General features: G+C 65.2%; 20 protein-coding genes. 12 read left to right on the plus strand and 8 right to left on the minus strand.

The genetic code is table 11. The features are described from left to right. Positions 1-139 precede the first annotated feature (139 nt). Positions 140-652 carry a hypothetical protein gene (locus ACSBM8_RS04980; RefSeq protein ID WP_442680552.1) on the plus strand — a complete coding sequence of 171 codons (513 nt, stop codon included), beginning with the start codon at positions 140-142 and terminating at the stop codon, positions 650-652. 277 nt (positions 653-929) lie between these two features. On the opposite strand, the gene ppdK is transcribed toward ACSBM8_RS04980, so the two are convergent. From ppdK to ACSBM8_RS04995, 3 genes are all read right to left on the minus strand, one after another. Further along, positions 930-3617, minus strand: a complete 2688-nt coding sequence (ppdK, locus tag ACSBM8_RS04985; protein ID WP_442680553.1) for a pyruvate, phosphate dikinase — start codon at positions 3615-3617, stop codon at positions 930-932. Positions 3618-3732: 115 nt separating this feature from the next. Further along, positions 3733-5862, minus strand: coding sequence for a glycine--tRNA ligase subunit beta (gene glyS, locus ACSBM8_RS04990; RefSeq protein ID WP_442681490.1), 2130 nt, complete (start codon positions 5860-5862; stop codon positions 3733-3735). Between the two features lie 154 nt (positions 5863-6016). Beyond that, entirely contained in the window at positions 6017-6913 is an 897-nt protein-coding gene (locus tag ACSBM8_RS04995) for a glycine--tRNA ligase subunit alpha (RefSeq protein ID WP_442680554.1), read from the minus strand. Positions 6914-6981: 68 nt separating this feature from the next. Here ACSBM8_RS04995 and ACSBM8_RS05000 point away from each other — a divergent pair, with 68 nt between their 5' ends. The 3 genes from ACSBM8_RS05000 to pth all read left to right on the plus strand — a co-directional run bounded on the left by ACSBM8_RS05000 (position 6982) and on the right by pth (position 9310). Next, entirely contained in the window at positions 6982-7854 is an 873-nt protein-coding gene (locus ACSBM8_RS05000; RefSeq protein WP_442680555.1) for a TraB/GumN family protein, read from the plus strand. A 182-nt stretch (positions 7855-8036) separates the two neighbouring features. Then, the gene (locus ACSBM8_RS05005) at positions 8037-8660 is read left to right on the plus strand and encodes a 50S ribosomal protein L25/general stress protein Ctc (RefSeq protein WP_442680556.1); all 624 of its coding nucleotides are present in this window, start codon (positions 8037-8039) and stop codon (positions 8658-8660) included. A gap of 83 nt (positions 8661-8743) precedes the next feature. Next, a complete protein-coding gene (gene pth / locus ACSBM8_RS05010; RefSeq protein WP_442680557.1) occupies positions 8744-9310 on the plus strand; it encodes an aminoacyl-tRNA hydrolase in 567 nt (188 codons plus the stop codon). Positions 9311-9432: 122 nt separating this feature from the next. Here pth and ACSBM8_RS05015 read toward each other — a convergent pair whose 3' ends face one another. From ACSBM8_RS05015 to ACSBM8_RS05025, 3 genes are all read right to left on the minus strand, one after another. Beyond that, on the minus strand, positions 9433-9954 hold the full coding sequence (locus tag ACSBM8_RS05015) for a hypothetical protein (protein ID WP_442680558.1): 522 nt from the start codon (positions 9952-9954) through the stop codon (positions 9433-9435). Between the two features lie 87 nt (positions 9955-10041). After that, the gene (locus tag ACSBM8_RS05020; RefSeq protein ID WP_442680559.1) at positions 10042-10548 is read right to left on the minus strand and encodes a hypothetical protein; all 507 of its coding nucleotides are present in this window, start codon (positions 10546-10548) and stop codon (positions 10042-10044) included. Positions 10549-10552: 4 nt separating this feature from the next. Continuing rightward, positions 10553-10924, minus strand: a complete 372-nt coding sequence (locus ACSBM8_RS05025) for a tRNA-binding protein (protein WP_442680560.1) — start codon at positions 10922-10924, stop codon at positions 10553-10555. Between the two features lie 203 nt (positions 10925-11127). Between ACSBM8_RS05025 and ACSBM8_RS05030 the strand changes: the two genes are divergently transcribed. Both ACSBM8_RS05030 and ACSBM8_RS05035 read left to right on the plus strand, forming a co-directional pair. Beyond that, on the plus strand, positions 11128-11727 hold the full coding sequence (locus tag ACSBM8_RS05030) for a TIGR02466 family protein (protein WP_442680561.1): 600 nt from the start codon (positions 11128-11130) through the stop codon (positions 11725-11727). A gap of 11 nt (positions 11728-11738) precedes the next feature. Then, entirely contained in the window at positions 11739-12290 is a 552-nt protein-coding gene (locus tag ACSBM8_RS05035) for a pseudouridine synthase (RefSeq protein WP_442680562.1), read from the plus strand. On the opposite strand, the gene ACSBM8_RS05040 is transcribed toward ACSBM8_RS05035, so the two are convergent. After that, positions 12287-12913 carry a TetR/AcrR family transcriptional regulator gene (locus ACSBM8_RS05040; RefSeq protein WP_442680563.1) on the minus strand — a complete coding sequence of 209 codons (627 nt, stop codon included), beginning with the start codon at positions 12911-12913 and terminating at the stop codon, positions 12287-12289. The two genes, ACSBM8_RS05035 and ACSBM8_RS05040, sit on opposite strands and share 4 nt — an antisense overlap. A 241-nt stretch (positions 12914-13154) precedes the next feature. On the opposite strand from ACSBM8_RS05040, the gene ACSBM8_RS05045 reads away from it, so the two are divergent. From ACSBM8_RS05045 to ACSBM8_RS05070, 6 genes are all read left to right on the plus strand, one after another. After that, positions 13155-13448: a hypothetical protein gene (locus ACSBM8_RS05045; protein WP_442680564.1), complete on the plus strand. Its 294-nt coding sequence runs from the start codon at positions 13155-13157 to the stop codon at positions 13446-13448. A 60-nt stretch (positions 13449-13508) separates the two neighbouring features. Next, positions 13509-14393: a MipA/OmpV family protein gene (locus tag ACSBM8_RS05050; RefSeq protein ID WP_442680565.1), complete on the plus strand. Its 885-nt coding sequence runs from the start codon at positions 13509-13511 to the stop codon at positions 14391-14393. Positions 14394-14397: 4 nt separating this feature from the next. Then, positions 14398-14688: a hypothetical protein gene (locus ACSBM8_RS05055; protein ID WP_442680566.1), complete on the plus strand. Its 291-nt coding sequence runs from the start codon at positions 14398-14400 to the stop codon at positions 14686-14688. A gap of 886 nt (positions 14689-15574) precedes the next feature. Beyond that, complete coding sequence (gene ychF, locus ACSBM8_RS05060) at positions 15575-16672, plus strand: redox-regulated ATPase YchF (RefSeq protein ID WP_442680567.1); 1098 nt, start codon at positions 15575-15577, stop codon at positions 16670-16672. Between the two features lie 119 nt (positions 16673-16791). Further along, a complete protein-coding gene (locus tag ACSBM8_RS05065; protein WP_442680568.1) occupies positions 16792-18051 on the plus strand; it encodes an alkaline phosphatase family protein in 1260 nt (419 codons plus the stop codon). Next, entirely contained in the window at positions 18048-18503 is a 456-nt protein-coding gene (locus ACSBM8_RS05070) for a MaoC family dehydratase (RefSeq protein ID WP_442680569.1), read from the plus strand. Before ACSBM8_RS05065 ends, ACSBM8_RS05070 begins: the two co-directional genes overlap by 4 nt. Positions 18504-18508: 5 nt before the next feature. Here ACSBM8_RS05070 and ACSBM8_RS05075 read toward each other — a convergent pair whose 3' ends face one another. Then, entirely contained in the window at positions 18509-20098 is a 1590-nt protein-coding gene (locus tag ACSBM8_RS05075; protein WP_442680570.1) for a serine hydrolase, read from the minus strand. Between the last annotated feature and the right edge of the window lie 22 nt (positions 20099-20120).

Raw genomic sequence — 20120 nt, forward strand, 5'->3', positions numbered from 1 at the left:
CTGCGGTGATCCGTTCATCGCGCGGACCGGGCCGGTTACCGGCTAGACTGGCGACAAGATGTGCAAGAACCAACGCAAGCCGTTGACCGCGGGCGCAGGCTCGCGCAATCCTACCGGAAACTCGCGAGGGGAAGCTTATATGCCCGAATTCACGACCAATCAGTGGGCTATCCTTTTCCTGGTTCTGGTACTGGGCTGGCTGCTTGGACTCATTTCGCGATCGGGCGGTAAGAAATGGAAGCGGGCCTATGAAGCGGAACGCGACGCTCGGATTGACGAGCAGCGCGCGCTCGAAACCGCCCATGCCCGGATCGTGGAGCTGGAAAATGCGCGGCCCGTCGTCGTTGCGCCCGCGGCCGCCGCGCCTGTAGCCCCCGTTGCGACGACCCCGCTGGAAACGACCAGCAAGCTCGATCTCACGCGGGACGATCTGTCCCGTATTCGCGGCGTCGGCACCGCCGGCCAGCGCCGTCTGAACGACGAAGGTATTTATCGCTACGCCGACATCACCGGCATGACGACCGAGGAAGAAGCCGCGCTCGAACGCAAGCTTGGCGCCGACGAAGGCTATATCGAACAGGAACGTTGGCGCGAACAAGCCGCCCTCCTCGCCGACGGCCGCGACGAAGACCACCGCACCCTCTACCGCTGAGTCCCTCGATTGAGACTCCCTCTCCCCTGCGGGGAGAGGGTTGGGGTGAGGGGCGCGAGGCGAAGCCGAGCGCCGACCTTGAGGTCGGCGTACAGTCCCGAGCGCAACAGTCCTGATCCTATAAGCCAGCCGCTCCGACTATGCCTAGGTCAGGCCCGTTCGTGTCGAATAGGGTTCGAGCGTGTCGAGAACCCGTATCGAGACATCCTCGATACGCCATCTCGACAGGCTCGATGGCTACTCGGAACGAACGGAAGGGCGGTCGCGCGCTGAAGGACTATTTCTGCATCGCCGCTTGCGCCGCCGCCAGCCGCGCGATCGGCACGCGATAGGGCGACGCGCTGACATAATTCAGCCCGGCCCGCTCGCAGAAGGCGATCGAGGCCGGATCGCCGCCATGCTCTCCGCAAATACCCAGTTTGATGTCCGGCCGGGTCGCTCGCCCGCGTTCCGCCGCGATCTGGATCAGCTCGCCGACCCCTTCGACGTCGATGCTCACGAACGGGTCCTTGGGATAGATGCCCTGCTCGACATAGGTGCCCAGGAAGCGCGCCGCGTCGTCGCGCGACACGCCGAGCGCGGTCTGGGTCAAATCGTTAGTACCAAACGAGAAGAACTCGCCCACCTCGGCAATCTCACCCGCGCGCAGCGCGGCGCGCGGCAGCTCGATCATCGTGCCGACCAGATATTCGAGAACCTGACCCTTTTCGGCGAACACCGCCTTGGCCTGCGCGTCGATCAGCGTCTTGATGATCTCCAGCTCGCGCCGCGTCGCCACCAGCGGCACCATCACCTCCGGGATCGGGGCTTCGCCCGTCTTCACCGCGACATCCACCGCCGCCTCGAAGATGGCCCGCGCCTGCATTTCGTAGATTTCGGGATAGGTGATGCCCAGCCGGCAACCGCGATGGCCCAGCATCGGGTTGAATTCGTGCAGCTCGGCCGCGCGCCGCTTGAGCTTTTCGACGGACACGCCGGACGCCTGCGCGACCTCGGCATATTCCTCTTCCTCGTGCGGCAGGAATTCGTGCAACGGCGGATCGAGCAGACGGATCGTCACCGGCAGGCCGGCCATGATCTCGAAGATCTCGGCAAAGTCGCTGCGCTGTTCGGGCAGCAATTTTTCCAGCGCGGCGCGGCGACCCTTCTCATCCTCGGCCAGGATCATCTGGCGCACCGCGGAGATGCGTCCCGCATCGAAGAACATATGCTCGGTCCGGCAGAGGCCGATCCCCTCGGCTCCAAAGCGCCGCGCGGTGCGGCAATCGAGCGGTGTCTCGGCATTAGCGCGCACCTTTAGCCGGCGAACATCGTCCGCCCACGCCATCAGCACGCCGAAATCGCCCGCCAGCGCGGGCTGCACCGTTGCCACCTCGCCCAGCATCACCTCGCCGGTGGCGCCGTCGATCGTGACGATATCGCCCTCGCGCACGTCCTTGCCGCCGACGCGGAACAGCTTGGCCTTGGCGTCGATCGCCAGGCTGCCGACGCCGGACACGCACGGCCGGCCCATACCGCGCGCGACCACCGCCGCGTGGCTGGTCATGCCGCCGCGCGCTGTCAGGATGCCCTTGGCGGCATGCATGCCGTGAATATCCTCGGGCGAGGTCTCGACCCGCACCAGGATCACCGCATCGCCCGCCGCTGCGCGCTTCTCCGCCGTATCGGCGTCGAACACGACCTGGCCGGAGGCCGCCCCCGGGGAAGCGGGCAGACCCTTGGCGATCACGTCGCGGGGCGCATTCGGGTCCAGCGTCGGGTGGAGCAATTGATCGAGCGCCGCCGGATCGACCCGGCCGACCGCCTCGTCCTGCGTGATCAGCCCTTCATTGGCCATATCGACCGCGATCTTCAACGCGGCCGTCGCAGTGCGCTTGCCCGCGCGCGTCTGCAGCATCCACAACTTGCCCTGCTGCACCGTGAACTCGATATCCTGCATGTCGCGATAATGCGTTTCCAGCAGGTCGAACACGCGCGCCAGTTCGGCGTATGTTTCCGGCAGCGCCTCTTCCATCGACGCGGCCTTGGCGCCCGCGCGTTCACGCGCCGCCTTGGTCAGATATTGCGGCGTACGAATGCCGGCGACGACATCCTCGCCCTGCGCGTTGATCAGGAATTCGCCATAATAAGCGCGCTCACCGGTCGAAGGATCACGCGTGAAGGCGACGCCGGTCGCGGACGTATTGCCCATATTGCCGAACACCATCGCCTGGACGTTGACGGCCGTGCCCCAGCTGCCCGGAATGTCGTGCAGTCGGCGATACACCTTCGCGCGATCCGACTGCCACGATCCGAACACCGCGCCGATCGCGCCCCACAATTGGTCGTGCACGTCCTGCGGGAAGGGCTTGTGCCACTGCTCCTCGACCAGGCCCTTATAGGTGGCGACGAGCTCGCGCAGATCGTCGGCGGTCAGCTCGGTATCCAGGCTGACGCCGCGATCCTCCTTGGCGATCTCCAGCGCATCCTCGAACGCGCCATGATCCAGCTCCAGCACCACATCGGCATACATCTGGATGAAGCGGCGATAGCTGTCCCAGGCGAAGCGCGCGTCGCCCGACACCGTCGCCAGGCCCTCGACCGTCTGGTCGTTCAGCCCCAGGTTCAGGACTGTGTCCATCATCCCCGGCATCGACGTGCGCGCCCCCGAACGGACCGACACCAGCAACGGATCGGCCGCATCGCCGAACCTCTTGCCCGTCACCTGTTCGATATGCGCCAATCCGGTGGCGACTTCGGCGCGCAAACTGTCCGGGAAGGCGCCGCCCTCGTCATAATAACGTGTGCACATGGCGGTCGAGATGGTGAAGCCGGGCGGTACGGGCAGGCCGATCCCCGCCATGCCGTCGAGATTGGCGCCCTTGCCGCCGAGCAGATTCTTGTCGCCATTGCCGCCGTCGGACACGCCGCCGCCGAAGCGATAGACATAGCGTTCAGTCTCAAGGTTCACTGCCACGCTTGCCATCTCGCCAACTACTCCTGTTGCCCTGCGCAAGTGCTAGGCGCGGCAATATACGCAATCAAGCCGGCGCCGGGACGGACCAAATCGTCCGATCTGCTTCGCATCTGCAGCGTTAGCGCTACCCCTCGATCTTCGAGAAATCCGCCACCCGATGCACCGCGCCCCGGATCCGCGCCAGCAGGCCGAGCCGCGCCGTGCGTTTGTCGGGATCGACATCGTTGACGGTAACGCTATCGAAAAACGCATCGATCGGCCCGCGCAGCCCCGCCAAAGCCGCCATCGCGCCTTCGAAATTTTCCTGCGCGACCGCACGTTCCGCCGTCGTTTCCGCTACATCCAGCGCCGAAATCAGTGCAGCCTCAGCCGGTTCCGGCGAATATTTTAAGCCCTCTCCCGCAAGGGCGGAGGGGGCATCGACGCCCTCCTTCTTCAGTATATTCGCCGCCCGCTTATATCCCGCGAGCAGATTGACCCCGTCCTCGGTCGACACGAATGCCTGCAACGCCTTCACCCGGGCCAGCAGCCGGACGAGATCGTCTTCGACACTGCGGCTGAATGTTGCATCAATCACATCGGACCGAACACCTTTATCCCGCTGTTGCACTTTCAGCCGATCGACGGCGAAGTCCATCAGTAGCGTGCCCGCACCGTAATCCATCGTGCCGACGAATTCGCGCTCCATTACTTTATGAAGAGGCAGCCTGAGAACGTTCTGCTGGATCATACTTAGCACGCCGAGCATGGAGCGTCGCAGCGCGAACGGATCCTTCGATCCCGTAGGCACCTCGCCGATACGAAAAAATTGGCACAGGCTGTCCAGCTTGTCCGCCAGGCTGACCGCCACCGTCACCGGCGCGGTCGGCACGTCGTCGCTCTGCCCAACCGGCTTGTAATGATCGCGGATCGCGTCGGCGACTTCGTGCGGCAACCCTTCGGCCTGCGCATAATAGCCGCCCATGATGCCCTGCAGTTCGGGAAATTCCCCGACCATACCGGTCACGAGATCGGCCTTGGCGAGGCGGGCGGCCTGCTCGGCCATGTCGGCGAGCCGCGTCGCCCCGGCGGAGGCCGGGGCCGCTGGAGATGATGCGTCGCGCCTGCCGGTGGCGGCCCCGGCCTCCGCCGGGGCGACGATCCCTTCTTCCACCAGCCAGCGCGCCAGCTTGGCCACGCGCTCGACCTTGTCGGCGACGGTGCCCAACTTCTCGTGGAAGACGATCTGCGACAACTTCTTCGCCTGGTCCTCAAGCGAAGTCTTCAGGTCCTGCTCCCAGAAGAATTTGGCGTCCGACAGCCGCGCCACCAGCACCTTGCGGTTGCCCGCCACGATCGCTGCGCCACCGTCCTCCGCCACGATATTGGCGGTACAGATGAAGTTTGGCGCAAGCTTGCCGCTCGCATCCACGCACGCAAAATATTTCTGGTTGGTGCGCATGGTGAGCTGGATCACCTCGCGCGGCACCTCCAGGAAGCTCGGATCGAAATCGCCGAGCAACGGCACCGGCCATTCGGTCAGCCCGGCATTCTCCGCCACCAGCCCGGCATCCGGCACGACATGCAGTCCGCGCGCCTGGGCGATCGCGCGCGCACCGCCCTCGATGATCCCGCGCCGCTCGGCCGGATCGAGGATGACATGGCAGGCGCGCAATTTCTCCGCATAATCCTGCGCCGATCCGATCGTGATCATGCCGGGATGGTGGAAGCGATGGCCCAGCGTCGCCGCGCCGCTGGCAATGCCGTCAATCTCGAACGGTACCACCTCTTCGCCCAGCAGGGCGACGATCCCCTGCAGCGGCCGCACCCAGCGCAGGCTCGCGGTCGAGAGCGAGGCGTCGCCCCAGCGCATCGACTTGGGCCAGGGGAAGGCGCGGACGATCGCCGGGATCGCCTCGGCCAGAACCTCCGCCGTCGCCCGGCCGGGCTTCTCGACGATCGCGAACAGCACGCCGTCGCGCTCGGTCAGCTGTTCGCGCGTCAGCCCGGTCTTGCGCAGGAAGCCTTCCAGCGCCTGCGGTGGCGCCGAGGATTTCGGCCCCTTTGTCTCCTCCGATACGGCCTGCGTCGCCACCGGCAGCGCGCGCGCGATCAGCGCCAGCCGCCGCGGCGTGGCATAGGTCTCGATCGCCTGCGCCGCGAGCCCGGCCTTGGCGATCTCCGCCTCGAACAGACGCGCCAGATCGGCCGACGCCTTCTCCTGCATCCGCGCCGGGATTTCCTCGGAAAGGAGTTCTAACAGGAAGTCGGTCATGGGCATGCCTGACAGCCCTCTCCCCTTGTGGGAGAGGGTTGGGAGAGGGGTGCGAGCGATAGCGAGCAAATTTGCCCTCGGCGGCATCGAGCCGCCTCGATCAAACCCCTCTCTCCAACTCTCTCCCACAGGGGGAGAGAGAGCTTACCCCCCATCACGCGTCCCACCCATTATGCGTCATCCATGCCTCGCACGCGCCCTTGGCCAGCTCGCGCACCCGGCCGATATAGGCCTGCCGCTCCGCGACCGAGATCACGCCGCGCGCCTGCAGCGTGTTGAAGATGTGGCTCGCCTTGATCGCCTGCTCATAGGCCGGGATCGGCAGCTTGCGCTCGATCAGCGCGCGCGCCTCGTCGGCGGAGAAGGTGAAGCTTTTGAACAGCATGTCGGTATTGGCCGCCTCGAAATTATAGGCGCTCATCTGGCGCTCATTCTCGAGGAAGACGTCGCCATAGGTCACGCCACGATCATTATAGGCGAGGTCGAAAATGCTATCCTTGTTCTGGACATACATGGCCAGCCGCTCCAGCCCATAGGTCAACTCGCCCGCGACCGGCTTGCAGTCGAACCCGCCCATTTGCTGGAAATAGGTGAATTGCGTCACTTCCATTCCGTCGCACCAGACTTCCCAGCCCAGGCCCCAGGCGCCCAGCGTCGGGCTCTCCCAATCGTCCTCGACGAAGCGGATATCGTGCGCCAGCGGATCGATGCCGATCGCGGCCAGGCTGCCCAGATACAGATTCTGCAGGTCCGGCGGGCTCGGCTTCAGGATCACCTGATATTGATAATAGGCGCCCAGCCGGTTGGGATTCTCGCCATAGCGGCCGTCGGTCGGCCGGCGGCACGGCTGCACGAAGGCGGCGTTCCACGGATCCGGCCCCAGCGCGCGCAGCGTGGTCGCGGTGTGGAATGTACCCGCGCCCATCTCCATGTCGTACGGCTGCAGGATGACGCAGCCCTGCCGGCTCCAATAGTCATGAAGCGTCAGGATAAGCTGCTGAAAGCTGAGCGGCTTGGCGTCGGCCAAGGGGGACTCCCGAAAAAATGACATATGATGTTGAGGCACGGCGTTTGGCGGAGCCTTGCACAAGGGTCAAGGCGAGGGGATAGGGCTTGGCGATGCGTCCGCTCCGCCTTCTCGCCCCCTTGCTCCTCCTGGCCGCCGGGCCTGCGCCCGCGCCGCCCCCCGCGCACCCCGCCTTGTGGAAGCTGGCCGATGCCGACACAACGATCTGGCTGTTCGGTTCGATCCACGTCCTGCCCGCGGGGACGCAATGGCTGAGCCCGCGCATTCGTCAGGCCATTGCCGGCTCGCAATCGCTCACGCTCGAAATCGCCGACCTGGATTCGCAGAATGTGCCCGCGCTCGTCCAGGCCATGGGCCGTGCCGACAATCTGCCGCCGCTGTTGGACCGTGTGCCCGCGGGCAAGCGCGCCGCCTTGACCAAGATTGTCGCGGCAAGCGGCTATCCGCCCGCCACGCTGGATCGCCTGAAGACCTGGACCGCCGCTTTCTTCCTCACCGCCGTCGCGCTGCAGCAGGCCGGTCTTAGCAAGAACGATGCAGGCGTCGAGCCGCAACTGACCGAATTGTTCAAGGCTCAGCACAAGCCGATCGAAGGGCTGGAAACCGCCCGGCAGCAGCTGAGCTTCTTCGATCGCCTGCCCGAAAAGTCCCAGCGCGCCTTCCTCGTCGCCACGCTGGAGGAGCCCAAGAAGGCGCGCGCCGATTTCGACAGGATGGTCGCGGCCTGGGCGCGGGGCGATCCCGCCGCGCTCGCGCGCGCCTTTGCCGAAGATCCCGAATTCACCCCCGAGTTGCGCGATCTGCTGATCCGCGAGCGGGACAGGAATTGGGCGGACATTCTTGCGAAGCGCCTCGATCAGCCTGGAACGATCTTCGTCGCGGTTGGCGCGGGCCACCTCGTCGGCCCCGATTCCGTGCAGAAAATGTTGGCCGCGAAGGGTTTGAAGGTTACGCGCATACAGTAAGCGTGCGTCGATAGCGCCCAAGTCGGACTGCCAGACAATCACCGTTCGCCCTGAGCGAAGTCGAAGGGCGCCGCCCAAGCCCCAGGTTGCGCCTCCACCCCGCTTCCGCTAAAGGCCGCCGCTTCCCGCCGGACATCCCTGGAGGCGGCGGGTCCATCAACTAGCGAAACTGGAGACATGATATGAGCGATATGCTCACCTTGTCGGCTGAGACGCGCGAACGGGCAGGCAAGGGAGCCTCCCGTGCCATGCGTCGCGAAGGCCGCGTTCCCGCCGTAGTGTACGGCAACAAGCAGGAAGCCCTGGCGATCCATCTCGAAGAGAAGGCGCTGATCAAGGCGATGTCCACAGGTCACTTCATGAACACCGTCGTGATGATCGACGGCGTCGGTCAGACCGTGCGCACCCTGCCCAAGGACGTCCAGTTTCATCCGGTCACCGACCGTCCGCTCCACGTCGATTTCCTGCGCATCGGCGAGCATTCCACCGTGCACGTCGCCGTGCCGGTCGTGTTCACCAATGAAGAGCTGGCCCCCGGCATCAAGCGCGGCGGCGTCCTCAACGTGGTCCGCCATGAGCTCGAGCTCGTTTGCGATGCATCGGAAATCCCCGAGCAGATCGAAATCTCGCTCGAGGGCCTCGAAGTCGGCGCCTCGATCCACATTTCGGCCGTGACCTTGCCCGCCGGCGCCACCTCGGCGATCGACGATCGCGATTTCACGATCGCCACCATCGTTGCTCCGTCCGCGCTCAAGTCGAGCGAAGGCGACGAGACCGAAGCCGCCGAGGAAACGCCCGAGGCTTAATCATCCCGTTCGTGTCGAGCGAAGTCGGGCCGCCTTCGGGTGCGCTCCGGCTTCGCCCGCACCGGACCGTCTAAGACAGCGCGATGCAACTCTGGGTCGGCCTCGGCAATCCGGGCGCGGAATATGCGCTCCACCGGCACAATGTCGGTTTCATGGCGGTAGACGCCATCGCCGAAGTCCATGGGTTCGATCCTTGGAAAAAGGGCTTCCAGGGCTGGGTCTCCTCCGGCCGCATCGGCAGCCAGCGCATCCTGCTGCTCAAGCCCGCCACCTATATGAACGACAGTGGCCGTTCGGTCGGCGAAGCCCTGCGCTTCTACAAGCTCGACCTGTCCGCGCTCACCGCCTTCCACGACGAACTCGATCTCGAGCCCTTCCGCGTCAAGGTGAAGACCGGCGGCGGCGCGGCCGGCCATAACGGCCTGCGCTCGATCGATGCCCATCTCGGCCAGGACTATCGCCGCGTCCGCCTCGGCATCGGCCATCCCGGCCACAAGGATCGCGTCACCGGCTATGTGCTGGGCGCCTATGCCAAAGCCGAAATCGACGATCTCACCGATATGCTCGGCGCCGTCGCCGCCGAAGCGCCCTATCTGGCCGACGGCAACGACGCCCGCTTCATGAGCGAGATCGCGCTCCGCCTCGCCTGAGCGGCATATCTGCCGGAAATCTTAGTTCGCTCCAACATCGTCATGCTGAACTTGTTTCAGCATCCACTGACAGGCTTCAGTATGCGCTCCGGCTCAGGCCTGCTCGCATTGGGCAGGGTCTCTCATCCGCCGTCACAGTCGGAACGTCTGCGCGTGACGGTCAGGTTGACGACCGACCATTCCGTACCTTGCAGGATCGCATCGCCGTAGAGGACGAGGCAGCCGCCGAACGACCGGCCTCGTTCCCGTCCGTTGGCGACGATGGTGAATCGACCGAAGCTGCCATCGCGTTGAACCTTCGCGGCGTCATGGACGAACCAATGATCGTCGTCGGGCTGCCGAAAGATCGCCGTCAGCGCCTCCCGCACGGCAGGCCCTTCGACCATGCGGCTTTTCTCTGGTCCGACGATCCAGAGCCGCACGTCGGGCGCCAGCAAGGTGAAGGTCGCATAATGTGGATCGGGACGCGCAATCAGGTCCAGCAGATTGCCCGCCTGGGGGGCAAGTTGCTCTTCAGGCGGGCGCTGTTGCCCTGCCGAAGGCACCTGCATCGTCGGCGCGGCTGGCGCTTGGGCAGGGACGGGTGAGGCGACCGCCAGCCCAAGAGCGACAGCCGATAGAGGGGTTTTACTGGTAATCGTCATATCGGTTGTTCCGGACAGTCCTTGCTCACGGTGCGCCCTCCTGTTTGCCCGGACGTCAGCACATTGTCGTCCGGCCTGTGTACCAGATTAGTAACGGTAGACCGCAACGTGGGCTTGGCACGATTGCGCGCAGTTGAGCTGGACAGTGACAGTGACATCCATGTCGCGCCACGTGCCCTCGCAAAGCGCATCAGGCTCCGATCCCAACGTCGATCGATTGGGAGCGCCCAGCCCCGCACGGCGGCATGCTTGACGAAAGCCGGTGCGCACCGCCTGTGCCGTCGCTGGAATGGTCAGGCTTTGCATGGCGGCTTCGGGTTGGGTGCCGTCCAATTCCAGTCGGTCCACTTCGCTTGCCTCCAGGACAGGCAGTTTCGACTCCGCGATCAGCTCTGCCAAAAGCGTGCTGGCATTCTTTACGGAGCGCCATGCGGCATAAGCGGCGACCGCCAACCCCAGTGCGACGGCCAGCAAAATCACGCCGCGCCGACTAATACCGCGAAGTCCTGAACGCCGTAGGCCCATGCCAAGCTCTCCTGTCGCCGGATCGGCCTTGTGCCGCCATTCTGGAGATTTGCGAAGCTGGACCTGCAAAGGATCAGAACAGCCGCCCGCCGTCCGGCACCCGCTGATCCGGCGCGAACAGCACCACCGCGCCGTCGGCATCGGGAAAGCCGAGCGTCAGCACCTCCGACAGGAATTTGCCGATCTGCCGCGGCGGGAAGTTCACCACCGCCGCCACCTGTCGGCCAATCAGCGTGTCCGGCGCATAATGTTCGGTCACCTGCGCGCTCGACTTCTTGGGGCCGATGGCAGGGCCGAAGTCGATCACCAGCTTCAACGCCGGCTTGCGCGCCTCGGGGAAGGGCTCGGCCGCAATGATGGTACCAACCCGAATATCGACCTTCAGGAAATCGTCGAAATGAATCGGCGCCTCGGCCGGGGCGAGCGGATCGTGAGACATATGCATGGCGCCAAATTAGCGAAGGAGGGCGGCCGTGCCTACGCCAAGCCGGCTTACCGCGGATCATGCCCCTTGAAGCGTACGGCGAACCCGGCGAAGCAGGCTGCCATGAAGCTCAATCAGGTCACTGTCGGTCAATCCTGCCGCCCTCACGCCGGCGACAATCGCCGCTTCCCGCTGCGGCGGATCGCGGCCGGGCAGCGCACGGCATGACCACGCGCAGCCTGTTCGCCACCCGCTTCTACGAAGGCGAATTGGGCGACGATCGCCTGCTGGAGGACCTCGACCATAGCTGCCGGACGCTGGCTGAAGATGATCGCGCCGGCCGCGGCTGGTCCAAGGCGCACGGCTATCGCGGCTATACCTCCTACGCCTCGCTCAACGATCTGCCCCAGCGCGACCCGGTCTTCGCCGATCTGGTCAGGAAGCTAAACCGCCATGTCGCCGCCTTTGCCGTCGATTGCGCCTTCGATCTCGCCCGCCCGCTCAAGCTCGACAGCCTGTGGGTCAATGTCATGAAGCGCAGCGGTGTCCATTCCGGCCACATCCATCCGCACAGCGTCGTCTCCGGCACGCTCTATGTCGCGGTTCCGCCCGGCTCCGGCGCGCTCAAGCTGGAGGATCCGCGCCTGCCGATGATGATGGCCGCCCCGCGGCGTCTGCCGGAAGGGCCGCCCGATCTGCAGACCTTCGTCTATGCGGAGCCCGCGCCGGGCTCGGTCTTCCTGTGGGAAAGCTGGCTGCGTCACGAAGTGATGCCCAGCGACGCGCGCGGGGACCGGATCAGCATCAGTTTCAATTATCGCTAGGGCAGGGGGCAATGTCGCGCCTGATCCTGTTCAACAAACCCTATGGCGTGCTCTCGCAATTCACCCAGGAACCTAACGGGCCGCCCCGCCCGACGTTGAAGGACTATATCGATCTGCCCGGCGTCTATCCGGCCGGCCGTCTCGATCATGACAGCGAAGGGCTGCTGCTGCTCACCGACGACGGCCGTCTCCAGGCGCGCATTGCCGATCCGAAGTTCAAGCTGCCGAAGACCTATCTCGTCCAGGTGGAAGGGGAACCGGACGCGGCGTCGCTGGATCGTCTCCGCCACGGAGTTCACCTCAAGGACGGTATTACCCGCCCGGCCGAGGCGGATCGCCTCGCCGATCCCGATCTATGGCCGCGTGACCCGCCGATCCGCGTCCGCAAGAGCATCCCGGATTGCTGGCTCACGCTGACGATCCGCGAAGGCCGCAACCGCCAGGTCCGCCGCATGACGGCCGCCGTCGGCCATCCGACCTTGCGGCTGGTGCGCTGGGCCGTGGGCGATTGGTCGGTTGCCGGCCTTGCTCCCGGCCAGTGGCAGGCGGTGGCGGCGCATTAACCCAGCGGGCTATCCGCGCGCGGGGGCGCCAGCAGGCGGACCAGCATGGTCTTGAGGACCGCGAAATTCTTGTCGAAATCGAAATCCGGATTGCGGATCGACCATGTCTGGGCGGAATCGGCCGTGCCGATCAGCAGTTCGGCCGTGGCCTCGGGATCGAGGGACGGGTCGATCTGGCCGCTCGCCTGGCCCTTGCGCAGCAACTCCGCCGCATATTGGCACCTTTTGCGACAGAAAGCCGCGAACATCGTGGCGATCGTGGGATTACGGTTGGCCTCCCCCAGAATGTCGCCCAGCATCATTTTCTTCAACGTGAAGCCCGACGACTGCTCTTCGCGGAGATAGCGCTCCAGCTCTCCCATCAGCGACGGCACGATATCGTCGACGTTGATCAGGAGCTTGTACCGATTGGTGGCATTCTGCAGCCGGTCTTCCACCAGGCCGGTGATGATCGCCTCCTTGCTGTCGAAATAATGGTAGAGATGGCCGGGGCTGATCCCTGCCTCCGCGCATATTTCCGAGATCGACGCCCCGTGGAAGCCGCTGCGCGTGAAGCAGCGGCCGGCCGCCTGCAGGATGTCGGATCGTTTTTCGGCAAATTTCTCGGCATTCACTTTTCGCATGCTCAACCCGTAAAATAGAACGAACGCTCGAGCAATTGTGCGCCGTTGGCCCACGCGCTTTCCTCGGCACTTGTGCCCCGCCCGACACATTCCCGACCGAACGCTCCTCGCAAATTAGAGCGATCGATCGATTTTTGAATTGACGCGATAAATTAATAGAGCGATCAATCGATCTACGAATCAGCCAGAGTGTCGCTTGGGGGGGGCGGGCGGCGGCTGACCATGTGATCTTGGGAGTGCGGTGATGGTCGAACGAGGCGCGAGAAAAACATCGCATCCCGGCAACCGCCGCGAAAAGATGACGCCGGCTGCCGATCCGCACGATCAGACTTCAGCCGTCCCCTTTTCCCTGCTGCTCCGCCGCCTTCTGCTGCTGAGCCTCGCGGCCCTGTCGCTGGCCGCCGTGACCTGGTTCGTTGCGAGCAAGACCAGCTCGCTTCTGATCGGGATCGTCGGTGCCGGCCTCGCATTCCTGACCGCCATCGCACTCCGCAGTTCGCTGCTGCCGCGCCGTGGGCGGACCTCTCTCCGCTAATGGGTCGGCGGCCGCCGCGCCGCGCCGACACGCCACACCCCCACTCAAAAAGGATCTTTGATGCACGTCTCATCCCTGCGGCCCCGTACCCTGCTTCTGGCGCTCACACTGTCGGCCACGGAAGCCGGCGCGCAGGGGCCCATTCGCGCCGATCCGGATCCCAGCCGCCTTGCGAACGCCCCGGCGGGGGAGCCGGACGGGGACTGGCAGATCCAGCTCGGCGTCGGGGCGCTGTACGCACCGGCTTTCCTCGGTTCGAAACATTATCAGCTGCGCGCCGGGCCGAATATCGAGGTGCGCTATAAGGATCGCTACTTCGTCTCGCTGATCGATGGGATCGGCTTCGATCTGATCAAGAGCGACCATTTCCGCGCCGGCCCGATCGTCAAATATGAGCAGAAACGGCGCGAGAGCGGGAAGACAATGCTGCTGGTGGCCGGCGGCCGCAGCGACGCATTGCGCGGATTGGGCGATGTCTCCGCGACGGCCGAGGCGGGTGGCTATGCCCAATATCAGACTGGCGGTTTTTCAGCCAAGACAGAGGTGCGCAAGGGCCTCGGCGGCCATGACGGCCTCATCGCCCAAATCGGCGCGCGCTACACAACCCAGCTCCCCGGGATGCGGGTCGGCGGTCGGCCGATCAGCCTGTCCCTGGGGCCGCGCACCACGATCGTCGATAAACGCTATAATCGCGTCTATTTTGGGGTCGATGCCGGCCAATCCGCGCGATCGGGACTGCCGCTGTTCAAGGCCAAGGGCGGGTTGCTGTCTTATGGCGCCGGCGCTACCTTGATCGTGCCTGTTTCCGCCCGGCTCAACGCGGCCGTGCTGGGCGGCTATGATCGGCTGGCGGGGGACGCGGCCCGCTCGCCGCTCGTGCGGCAGCGTGGCGCGCGTAACCAGGCGTCCGTCGGCCTGGGTCTGATCTATGGCTTTGGGCGATAAGGCGATGATCCCAGCGCCCTTCGACACGTTGGAACGCGCGGCGATTGCCATCGGCCGGCGCGATCGGCTCCCGCTGTTCGCGCGCAACGGGCGCGTGGCGCGATTGCTCGGCGCGATCTTCGGGATCGCGCCGGCCCAGCCGCTCGCCAACCCCCGGCTGGAGGCACTGCGCCTGCTCGTGATCGCGCTGCGTCGATCTGGTCGCGACGGGGAGGCGGCGGTCGCTGCGGCACGCGCCGCCGGTCTCCCGGCGGCACAGGTCGCGCGTCTGTTGAACGAATTCGGTTGCGCGTAGCCACGTCCGACATTGCTTGACAAAATGGAACAAACCATGTACATACGCGCTCGCTCGCAGCCTGGATCCGCTGCGGGCACGCTCCCCGCTTCGGCGGGATCGATCGGCGCGGGGCTGCTTGGGACGCTAAGTCGAAGCTTCGCAAACTTCCGTGACACCCTACCGGCTTCGGCCGCGGGTAAGCCGGCGTCGTGTACCGGGGCTATGCGGTCGACGTCTTGAGGGGAAACCCCCGGCCAATGCCGCAGCCTCAGGCCGGCGTCCGCAGCACGTGGTACAGGGCAGGACGCTCGACAGAGGGGCCTTGGGGTTCACGCCCCGGGGCTACCCGGCCGAAGACCGAAGGCCACAGGCTGGTGCCGCGCAGTGAGGACATGGCGGGCGGCGCCTTCCGGAGACATCCGGAACCAGGCCAAGACTGCCTGCCCTCCCACCACCCAAGCAGGTGGCGGACCCGCGCCGGTCGAACGCTTGTGCACCGAGCTATGCGGCCGCGCGTCTGCAGAATATGCGCGTGCCTCTCCCACAAGAAAGAACCGTCATTCGCAAGCGCGGAGCGAACGGGTTGATGAGGCCCCTCCGCTGCCCTCCACCCCACCGTCACCCTGAACTTGTTTCAGGGTCCATCGACCCACAAGCCGCAACGCCCGTGGCAAGATGGATGCTGGAACAAGTTCAGCATGACGAAATGGTCATCAATAAGATTTAGCTTACGTCGGGCAGCGACACTTGCCCCCGCCGCCGTCATCCCAGCGCAGGCTGGGATCCATTCCGAGGCCAGGCGACGTCGCCGCTGCCCCGCCCCGCGTTATCGGCGCCAACCCACACTGGCATTCCACCCCCCAAGCCCTTATGGGACCCGCTTCCTCAAGAATTCAGGCGAGACATGGGTTTCAAGTGCGGCATCGTTGGCCTGCCGAACGTCGGCAAGTCGACTCTCTTCAACGCGTTGACCGAAACGGCAGCGGCGCAGGCGGCGAATTATCCCTTCTGCACGATCGAGCCCAATGTCGGCCAGGTTGCGGTGCCCGATCCGCGCCTCGACAAGCTCCAGGAAATCGGCGGCTCCGCCAAGAAGATCGAAACCCAGCTCGCCTTCGTCGACATTGCCGGCCTCGTGCGCGGCGCATCGAAGGGCGAGGGGCTTGGTAACCAGTTCCTCGGCAATATCCGTGAATGCGACGCGATCATTCATGTGCTGCGCTGCTTCGAGGGCGAAGTCACCCATGTCGAAGGCAAGGTCGATCCGATCGCGGATGCCGAGACGGTCGAGACAGAACTCATGCTCGCCGATCTCGAGAGCCTGGAAAAGCGCGTCCCCAATCTGATCAAGAAGGGACAGCAGGGCGACAAGGAATCCAAGGCCGCGGCGTCGGTGCTCGGCCAGGCGCTCGAGCTGCTGCGCGACGGCAAGCCCGCGCGGCTGACCGATCCCAAGGACGATGACGAGAAGCGCCTGTTCGAACAGGCTCAGCTGCTCACCGCCAAGCCCGTTCTGTACGTCTGCAATGTCGATGAAGGCGCCGCCGCCGACGGCAATGCGCTGTCGGCCAAGGTGTTCGAAAAGGCCGCCGCCGAAAATGCCGGGGCGGTCGTCGTCTCCGCCGCGATCGAGGCCGAGATCGTCACGCTCGAGCCTGCCGACCGCGCCGAATTCCTGTCCGATCTCGGCTTGCAGGAAACCGGCCTCGCCCGTGTCATCCGCGCCGGCTACGATCTGCTTCACCTGCTGACCTTTTTCACCGTCGGTCCCAAGGAAGCGCGCGCCTGGACGATCGAGAAGGGTTCCAAGGCCCCGCAGGCGGCCGGCGCCATCCACAGCGATTTCGAACGCGGCTTCATCCGGGCCGAGACGATCGCCTTCGACGATTACGTCACCTACAAGGGCGAAGCCGGCGCACGCGACGCGGGCAAGCTGCGGTCCGAAGGCAAGGAGTACGTCGTCCACGACGGTGACGTCTTGCTGTTCCGCTTCAACGTTTAGCCATCACCCCCCAAAAAAAGCCGTCATGCTGAACTCGTTTCAGCATCCATCGTGCCCCAAGCACCTATTCGAGGTGGGGGCTGAAGGGGCGGCTAATATGTTTAGGCAGGCGATGACGGATGAAACGCGAACAGCCTTCCATCCGCCGGATCGCTGGGGCATCGCGCGTCCTGATGGCGTCGCCCTTTCGATATGCGCTTTCCACGCTGCTGCTCTTGGTTGCCGCCCCCCTGCCTGCACGGGCTCGCCCGCCCGTTACGATCCTGATCTCAATCGACGCCTTCCGCGCCGACTATCTCGATCGCGGACAGACGCCCACGCTCACCGCGCTCGCGCGTCGCGGAATCCGCGCCGCCATGCGCCCATCCTTTCCGACCAAGACCTATCCCAACCATTATGCGCTCGTGACCGGGCTGCGGCCTGATCGGAACGGGATTGTCGGCAACAAGATGGAGGATGCCGCCCGGCCGGGCGAGACCTTCACGTCCAAGAATAGCGACGATCCCTTCTGGTGGAGCGAGGCGGAGCCGCTCTGGGCTGCCGCCGAAAAGGCCGGGCTCCGCACCGGCATCATGTACTGGCCCGGCTCCAACGTCGCCTACCAGGGCGTCCGCCCGCAGGATTGGTTTCCCTACAGCGTGGATGTCACCGCCACGCAGCGCGTGAATACGGTGCTCGATTGGCTCCGCCGCCCGCCCGCGTCGCGCCCGCGCTTCGTCACGCTTTATTTCGATCTCGTCGATACGACCGCGCACCATGATGGGCCCGACAGCCCCGAGCTGAATGCCGCGCTTGGCCAGATCGATGCGCAGATCGCCGCGCTGCAATCCGGCCTCGCCGCGCTGCATCAGCCGGCCAATCTCGTCATCGTCGCCGACCATGGCATGGCCGCAACGTCTGCCGATCGTGTCGTGTGGCTGCACGACATCGCAACGCCGTCCGATTATCATGTCATCGACGAAGGCCCGGTGGCGACGATCGCCGCCACGCCGGGGCGGGAGGATGCGCTGGCGGCAAGTCTGCTTCGCCCGCACCCGCACATCCATTGCATGCGCAAGAGCGATCTGCCGGAGCGGCTTCACTTCGGCCATAACCCGCGGATCGCACCCTTTGTCTGCCTCGCGGACACCGGATGGCTGTTGCTGGATAAAATGCCCAAGAAAGGCGTGGACAGCGGTAGTCATGGCTATGACAATGCAGCCCCTGAAATGCTTGCCCTCTTCATCGCCTCTGGCCCCTCGATCAAGCCCGCCGGGCGGCTGCCGACCTTCGACAATGTCGATGTCTATCCGCTGCTGCGCGATCTGCTCGGCCTGCCGCCCAAGCCCGGTATCGACGGCGTCGATCTCCCCTTTGCGCACGCGTTGCGGCGGCGATGATCTGGTTTGAGGATCTGCCCGTCGGGCGGCGCGATCGCTTCGGGTCGATCGCGGTCACGCGTGAGGATATGCTGGATTTCGCGCGCAAGTTCGATCCGCAGCCCTTCCATCTCGATGACGATGCGGCGGCCGCCAATCCGCTCTTCGGCCGCCTTTCCGCCAGCGGCTGGCACACTGCCGCCATGGGCATGCGCATGACCGCCGATTTCTGGGCAGCGGCCGATAGCCAGAATGTCATTCTTGGCGGGGCGGGGGTGGACGAGCTGCGCTGGCTCACGCCGGTCTATGCCGGCGATCGTCTCCGGGCGGAGGCCGAAGTGGTCGATGCCCGTCCGTCGGCCTCCAAGCCGGACCGTGGCATCGTCCGATTTCGCACCATCCTCTACAATCAGGAGGATGTTCCCGTGATGAGCCATCTCAGCAACGTCCTGATACGCCGCCGGCCCGCCTGATCGGTTCAGCGCACCGGCACGAAATCCAGATGCTGATAGTCGAAGCTGAAGTCCGCCAGCGGTGATAGCGGCTTCATCGTCACGCCCGTCACCACGCCGTTCTTGACGGCGAAGGTCACGACGGCGTCCTCGCCCGCCTCGGCGGGGAAGCGCGTGCGGAATGTGTCCGGGCCCCACGGCTCGAGCAAGCTTTTGAAGACAGGCGTGCGCGTGAAATCGATCGCCAGTTGCTTCCCCTTGGTGGCAACGACGATGTCGCCATACCAGGAGTCACGATATCGTCCGGCATAAGCGGGGAGGGGGAGGGACAATCCTCCCGCAGGCCGCCGCGGCCCGGTGCCGGATACCTCCTTCAACGCATCCGCCTCGCGCTTGGCACGCCGCCGCTGCATCGCCGCCAGCCAGTCGTAGGATGGCGCACCGACCAGCCAGTCGAGCAGGCTGTTGCGCAGGCCGGTCGCGACATAGCCATCCTCGACATTGGTGTAGACCGCGACCGCGCAGCCCAGCTCCGGCAGCAAGGCGTGGCGCGTGATCTGCCCGGTCAATCCGCCGCCGTGCGACAGCAGCCGCTGGCCGCGATAATCCTGGACGTCCCAGCCGAGCGCATAGGCCTCGATCACGGGACGGGCCGGATTGTCGGCGGCAGGGCCGGGGCCGCTTTCGGTGATCGTTTGCGGTGTCCACATCTCCTGCGCCTGCGCCGCGCTCCACAGGCCCTGGCCGTTGGGCAGCGTGCCGCGGTTCAGTTGCACCCGCAGCCAGGCAGGGACGTCGTGCACATTGGTGTTGATCCCGCCGGCGGCGGCGATCTTGTCCTGCTCGTCCGGCGGCACCTGCCGCATCGGGCCCATGCCGCGCAGCGGCGGCCCCAGCCGTGCATGGCGGCCGGCGACATTGTCCGTCCGGATGCGCGATCGCACGGCGACCGTCTCGGACATGCCGAGCGGCTTCAACAGCCGCGCCGTCACGAAATCCTCCCAGCTTTGCCCGCTCACCCTCTGGATGAGGATGCCCGCGACGATGTAGAGGATGTTGTCATAGGCATAACCCGCCCGGAAGCCGCGCTCCAGTTTCAGGAACTGCAGACCGTGCAGGATATCCTCGATCGTGTGCGTGCTCGCGGGGAACTCCATCAGGTCGCCCGCGCCGATCGCCAGCCCGCTGCGGTGGACGAGCAGGTCGCGCACCGTCATCAGCTTGGTCGCGATCGGATCGGACATCCGGAATTCGGGAATGTAGCGGGTGACCGGATCTTCCCACCCGATCTTGCCGGCATCGACCAGGATGGCGAGCGCGGCGGCGGTGAAGGCTTTGCTGTTGGAAGCGATCCCGAACAAGGTATGGGCATCGACCGGCGCCGGCTTGCCCAGCGCGCGTACCCCATAACCTTGGGTAAAGTCGGGCTGGTTCCGGCGTACGACCGCAACCGCCAGCCCGGGAACGTCGAACGCCGCGCGAAAGCGCTCGGCCCAGCCACCGATCCGATCCTCGAGCTGCGCCGGCGCGGCGGCGAAAGCGGGCAAGGCGGCAACCGCCAGGCCGCTCAGCCCTCCGATCATGAAGCTGCGCCGGCTGCCCGCGAATCCACTCACACCGTTTCCCCTTTGGAAACGG

Origin of the sequence: Sphingomonas sp. ASY06-1R, assembly GCF_052180265.1 — a bacterium.
In the GTDB taxonomy this organism is placed as follows: domain Bacteria; phylum Pseudomonadota; class Alphaproteobacteria; order Sphingomonadales; family Sphingomonadaceae; genus Sphingomonas_I.

What these genes read in the sequence shown, in the direction of transcription:
- ACSBM8_RS04980 (WP_442680552.1), top strand. Translation starts at nt 140, where the DNA reads ATGCCCGAATTCACGACCAATCAGTGGGCTATCCTTTTCCTGGTTCTG.
- ppdK (WP_442680553.1), bottom strand. Translation starts at nt 3,617, where the DNA reads ATGGCAAGCGTGGCAGTGAACCTTGAGACTGAACGCTATGTCTATCGC.
- glyS (WP_442681490.1), bottom strand. Translation starts at nt 5,862, where the DNA reads ATGACCGACTTCCTGTTAGAACTCCTTTCCGAGGAAATCCCGGCGCGG.
- ACSBM8_RS04995 (WP_442680554.1), bottom strand. Translation starts at nt 6,913, where the DNA reads ATGTCATTTTTTCGGGAGTCCCCCTTGGCCGACGCCAAGCCGCTCAGC.
- ACSBM8_RS05000 (WP_442680555.1), top strand. Translation starts at nt 6,982, where the DNA reads ATGCGTCCGCTCCGCCTTCTCGCCCCCTTGCTCCTCCTGGCCGCCGGG.
- ACSBM8_RS05005 (WP_442680556.1), top strand. Translation starts at nt 8,037, where the DNA reads ATGAGCGATATGCTCACCTTGTCGGCTGAGACGCGCGAACGGGCAGGC.
- pth (WP_442680557.1), top strand. Translation starts at nt 8,744, where the DNA reads ATGCAACTCTGGGTCGGCCTCGGCAATCCGGGCGCGGAATATGCGCTC.
- ACSBM8_RS05015 (WP_442680558.1), bottom strand. Translation starts at nt 9,954, where the DNA reads ATGACGATTACCAGTAAAACCCCTCTATCGGCTGTCGCTCTTGGGCTG.
- ACSBM8_RS05025 (WP_442680560.1), bottom strand. Translation starts at nt 10,924, where the DNA reads ATGCATATGTCTCACGATCCGCTCGCCCCGGCCGAGGCGCCGATTCAT.
- ACSBM8_RS05030 (WP_442680561.1), top strand. Translation starts at nt 11,128, where the DNA reads ATGACCACGCGCAGCCTGTTCGCCACCCGCTTCTACGAAGGCGAATTG.
- ACSBM8_RS05035 (WP_442680562.1), top strand. Translation starts at nt 11,739, where the DNA reads ATGTCGCGCCTGATCCTGTTCAACAAACCCTATGGCGTGCTCTCGCAA.
- ACSBM8_RS05040 (WP_442680563.1), bottom strand. Translation starts at nt 12,913, where the DNA reads ATGCGAAAAGTGAATGCCGAGAAATTTGCCGAAAAACGATCCGACATC.
- ACSBM8_RS05050 (WP_442680565.1), top strand. Translation starts at nt 13,509, where the DNA reads ATGCACGTCTCATCCCTGCGGCCCCGTACCCTGCTTCTGGCGCTCACA.
- ACSBM8_RS05055 (WP_442680566.1), top strand. Translation starts at nt 14,398, where the DNA reads ATGATCCCAGCGCCCTTCGACACGTTGGAACGCGCGGCGATTGCCATC.
- ychF (WP_442680567.1), top strand. Translation starts at nt 15,575, where the DNA reads ATGGGTTTCAAGTGCGGCATCGTTGGCCTGCCGAACGTCGGCAAGTCG.
- ACSBM8_RS05065 (WP_442680568.1), top strand. Translation starts at nt 16,792, where the DNA reads ATGAAACGCGAACAGCCTTCCATCCGCCGGATCGCTGGGGCATCGCGC.
- ACSBM8_RS05070 (WP_442680569.1), top strand. Translation starts at nt 18,048, where the DNA reads ATGATCTGGTTTGAGGATCTGCCCGTCGGGCGGCGCGATCGCTTCGGG.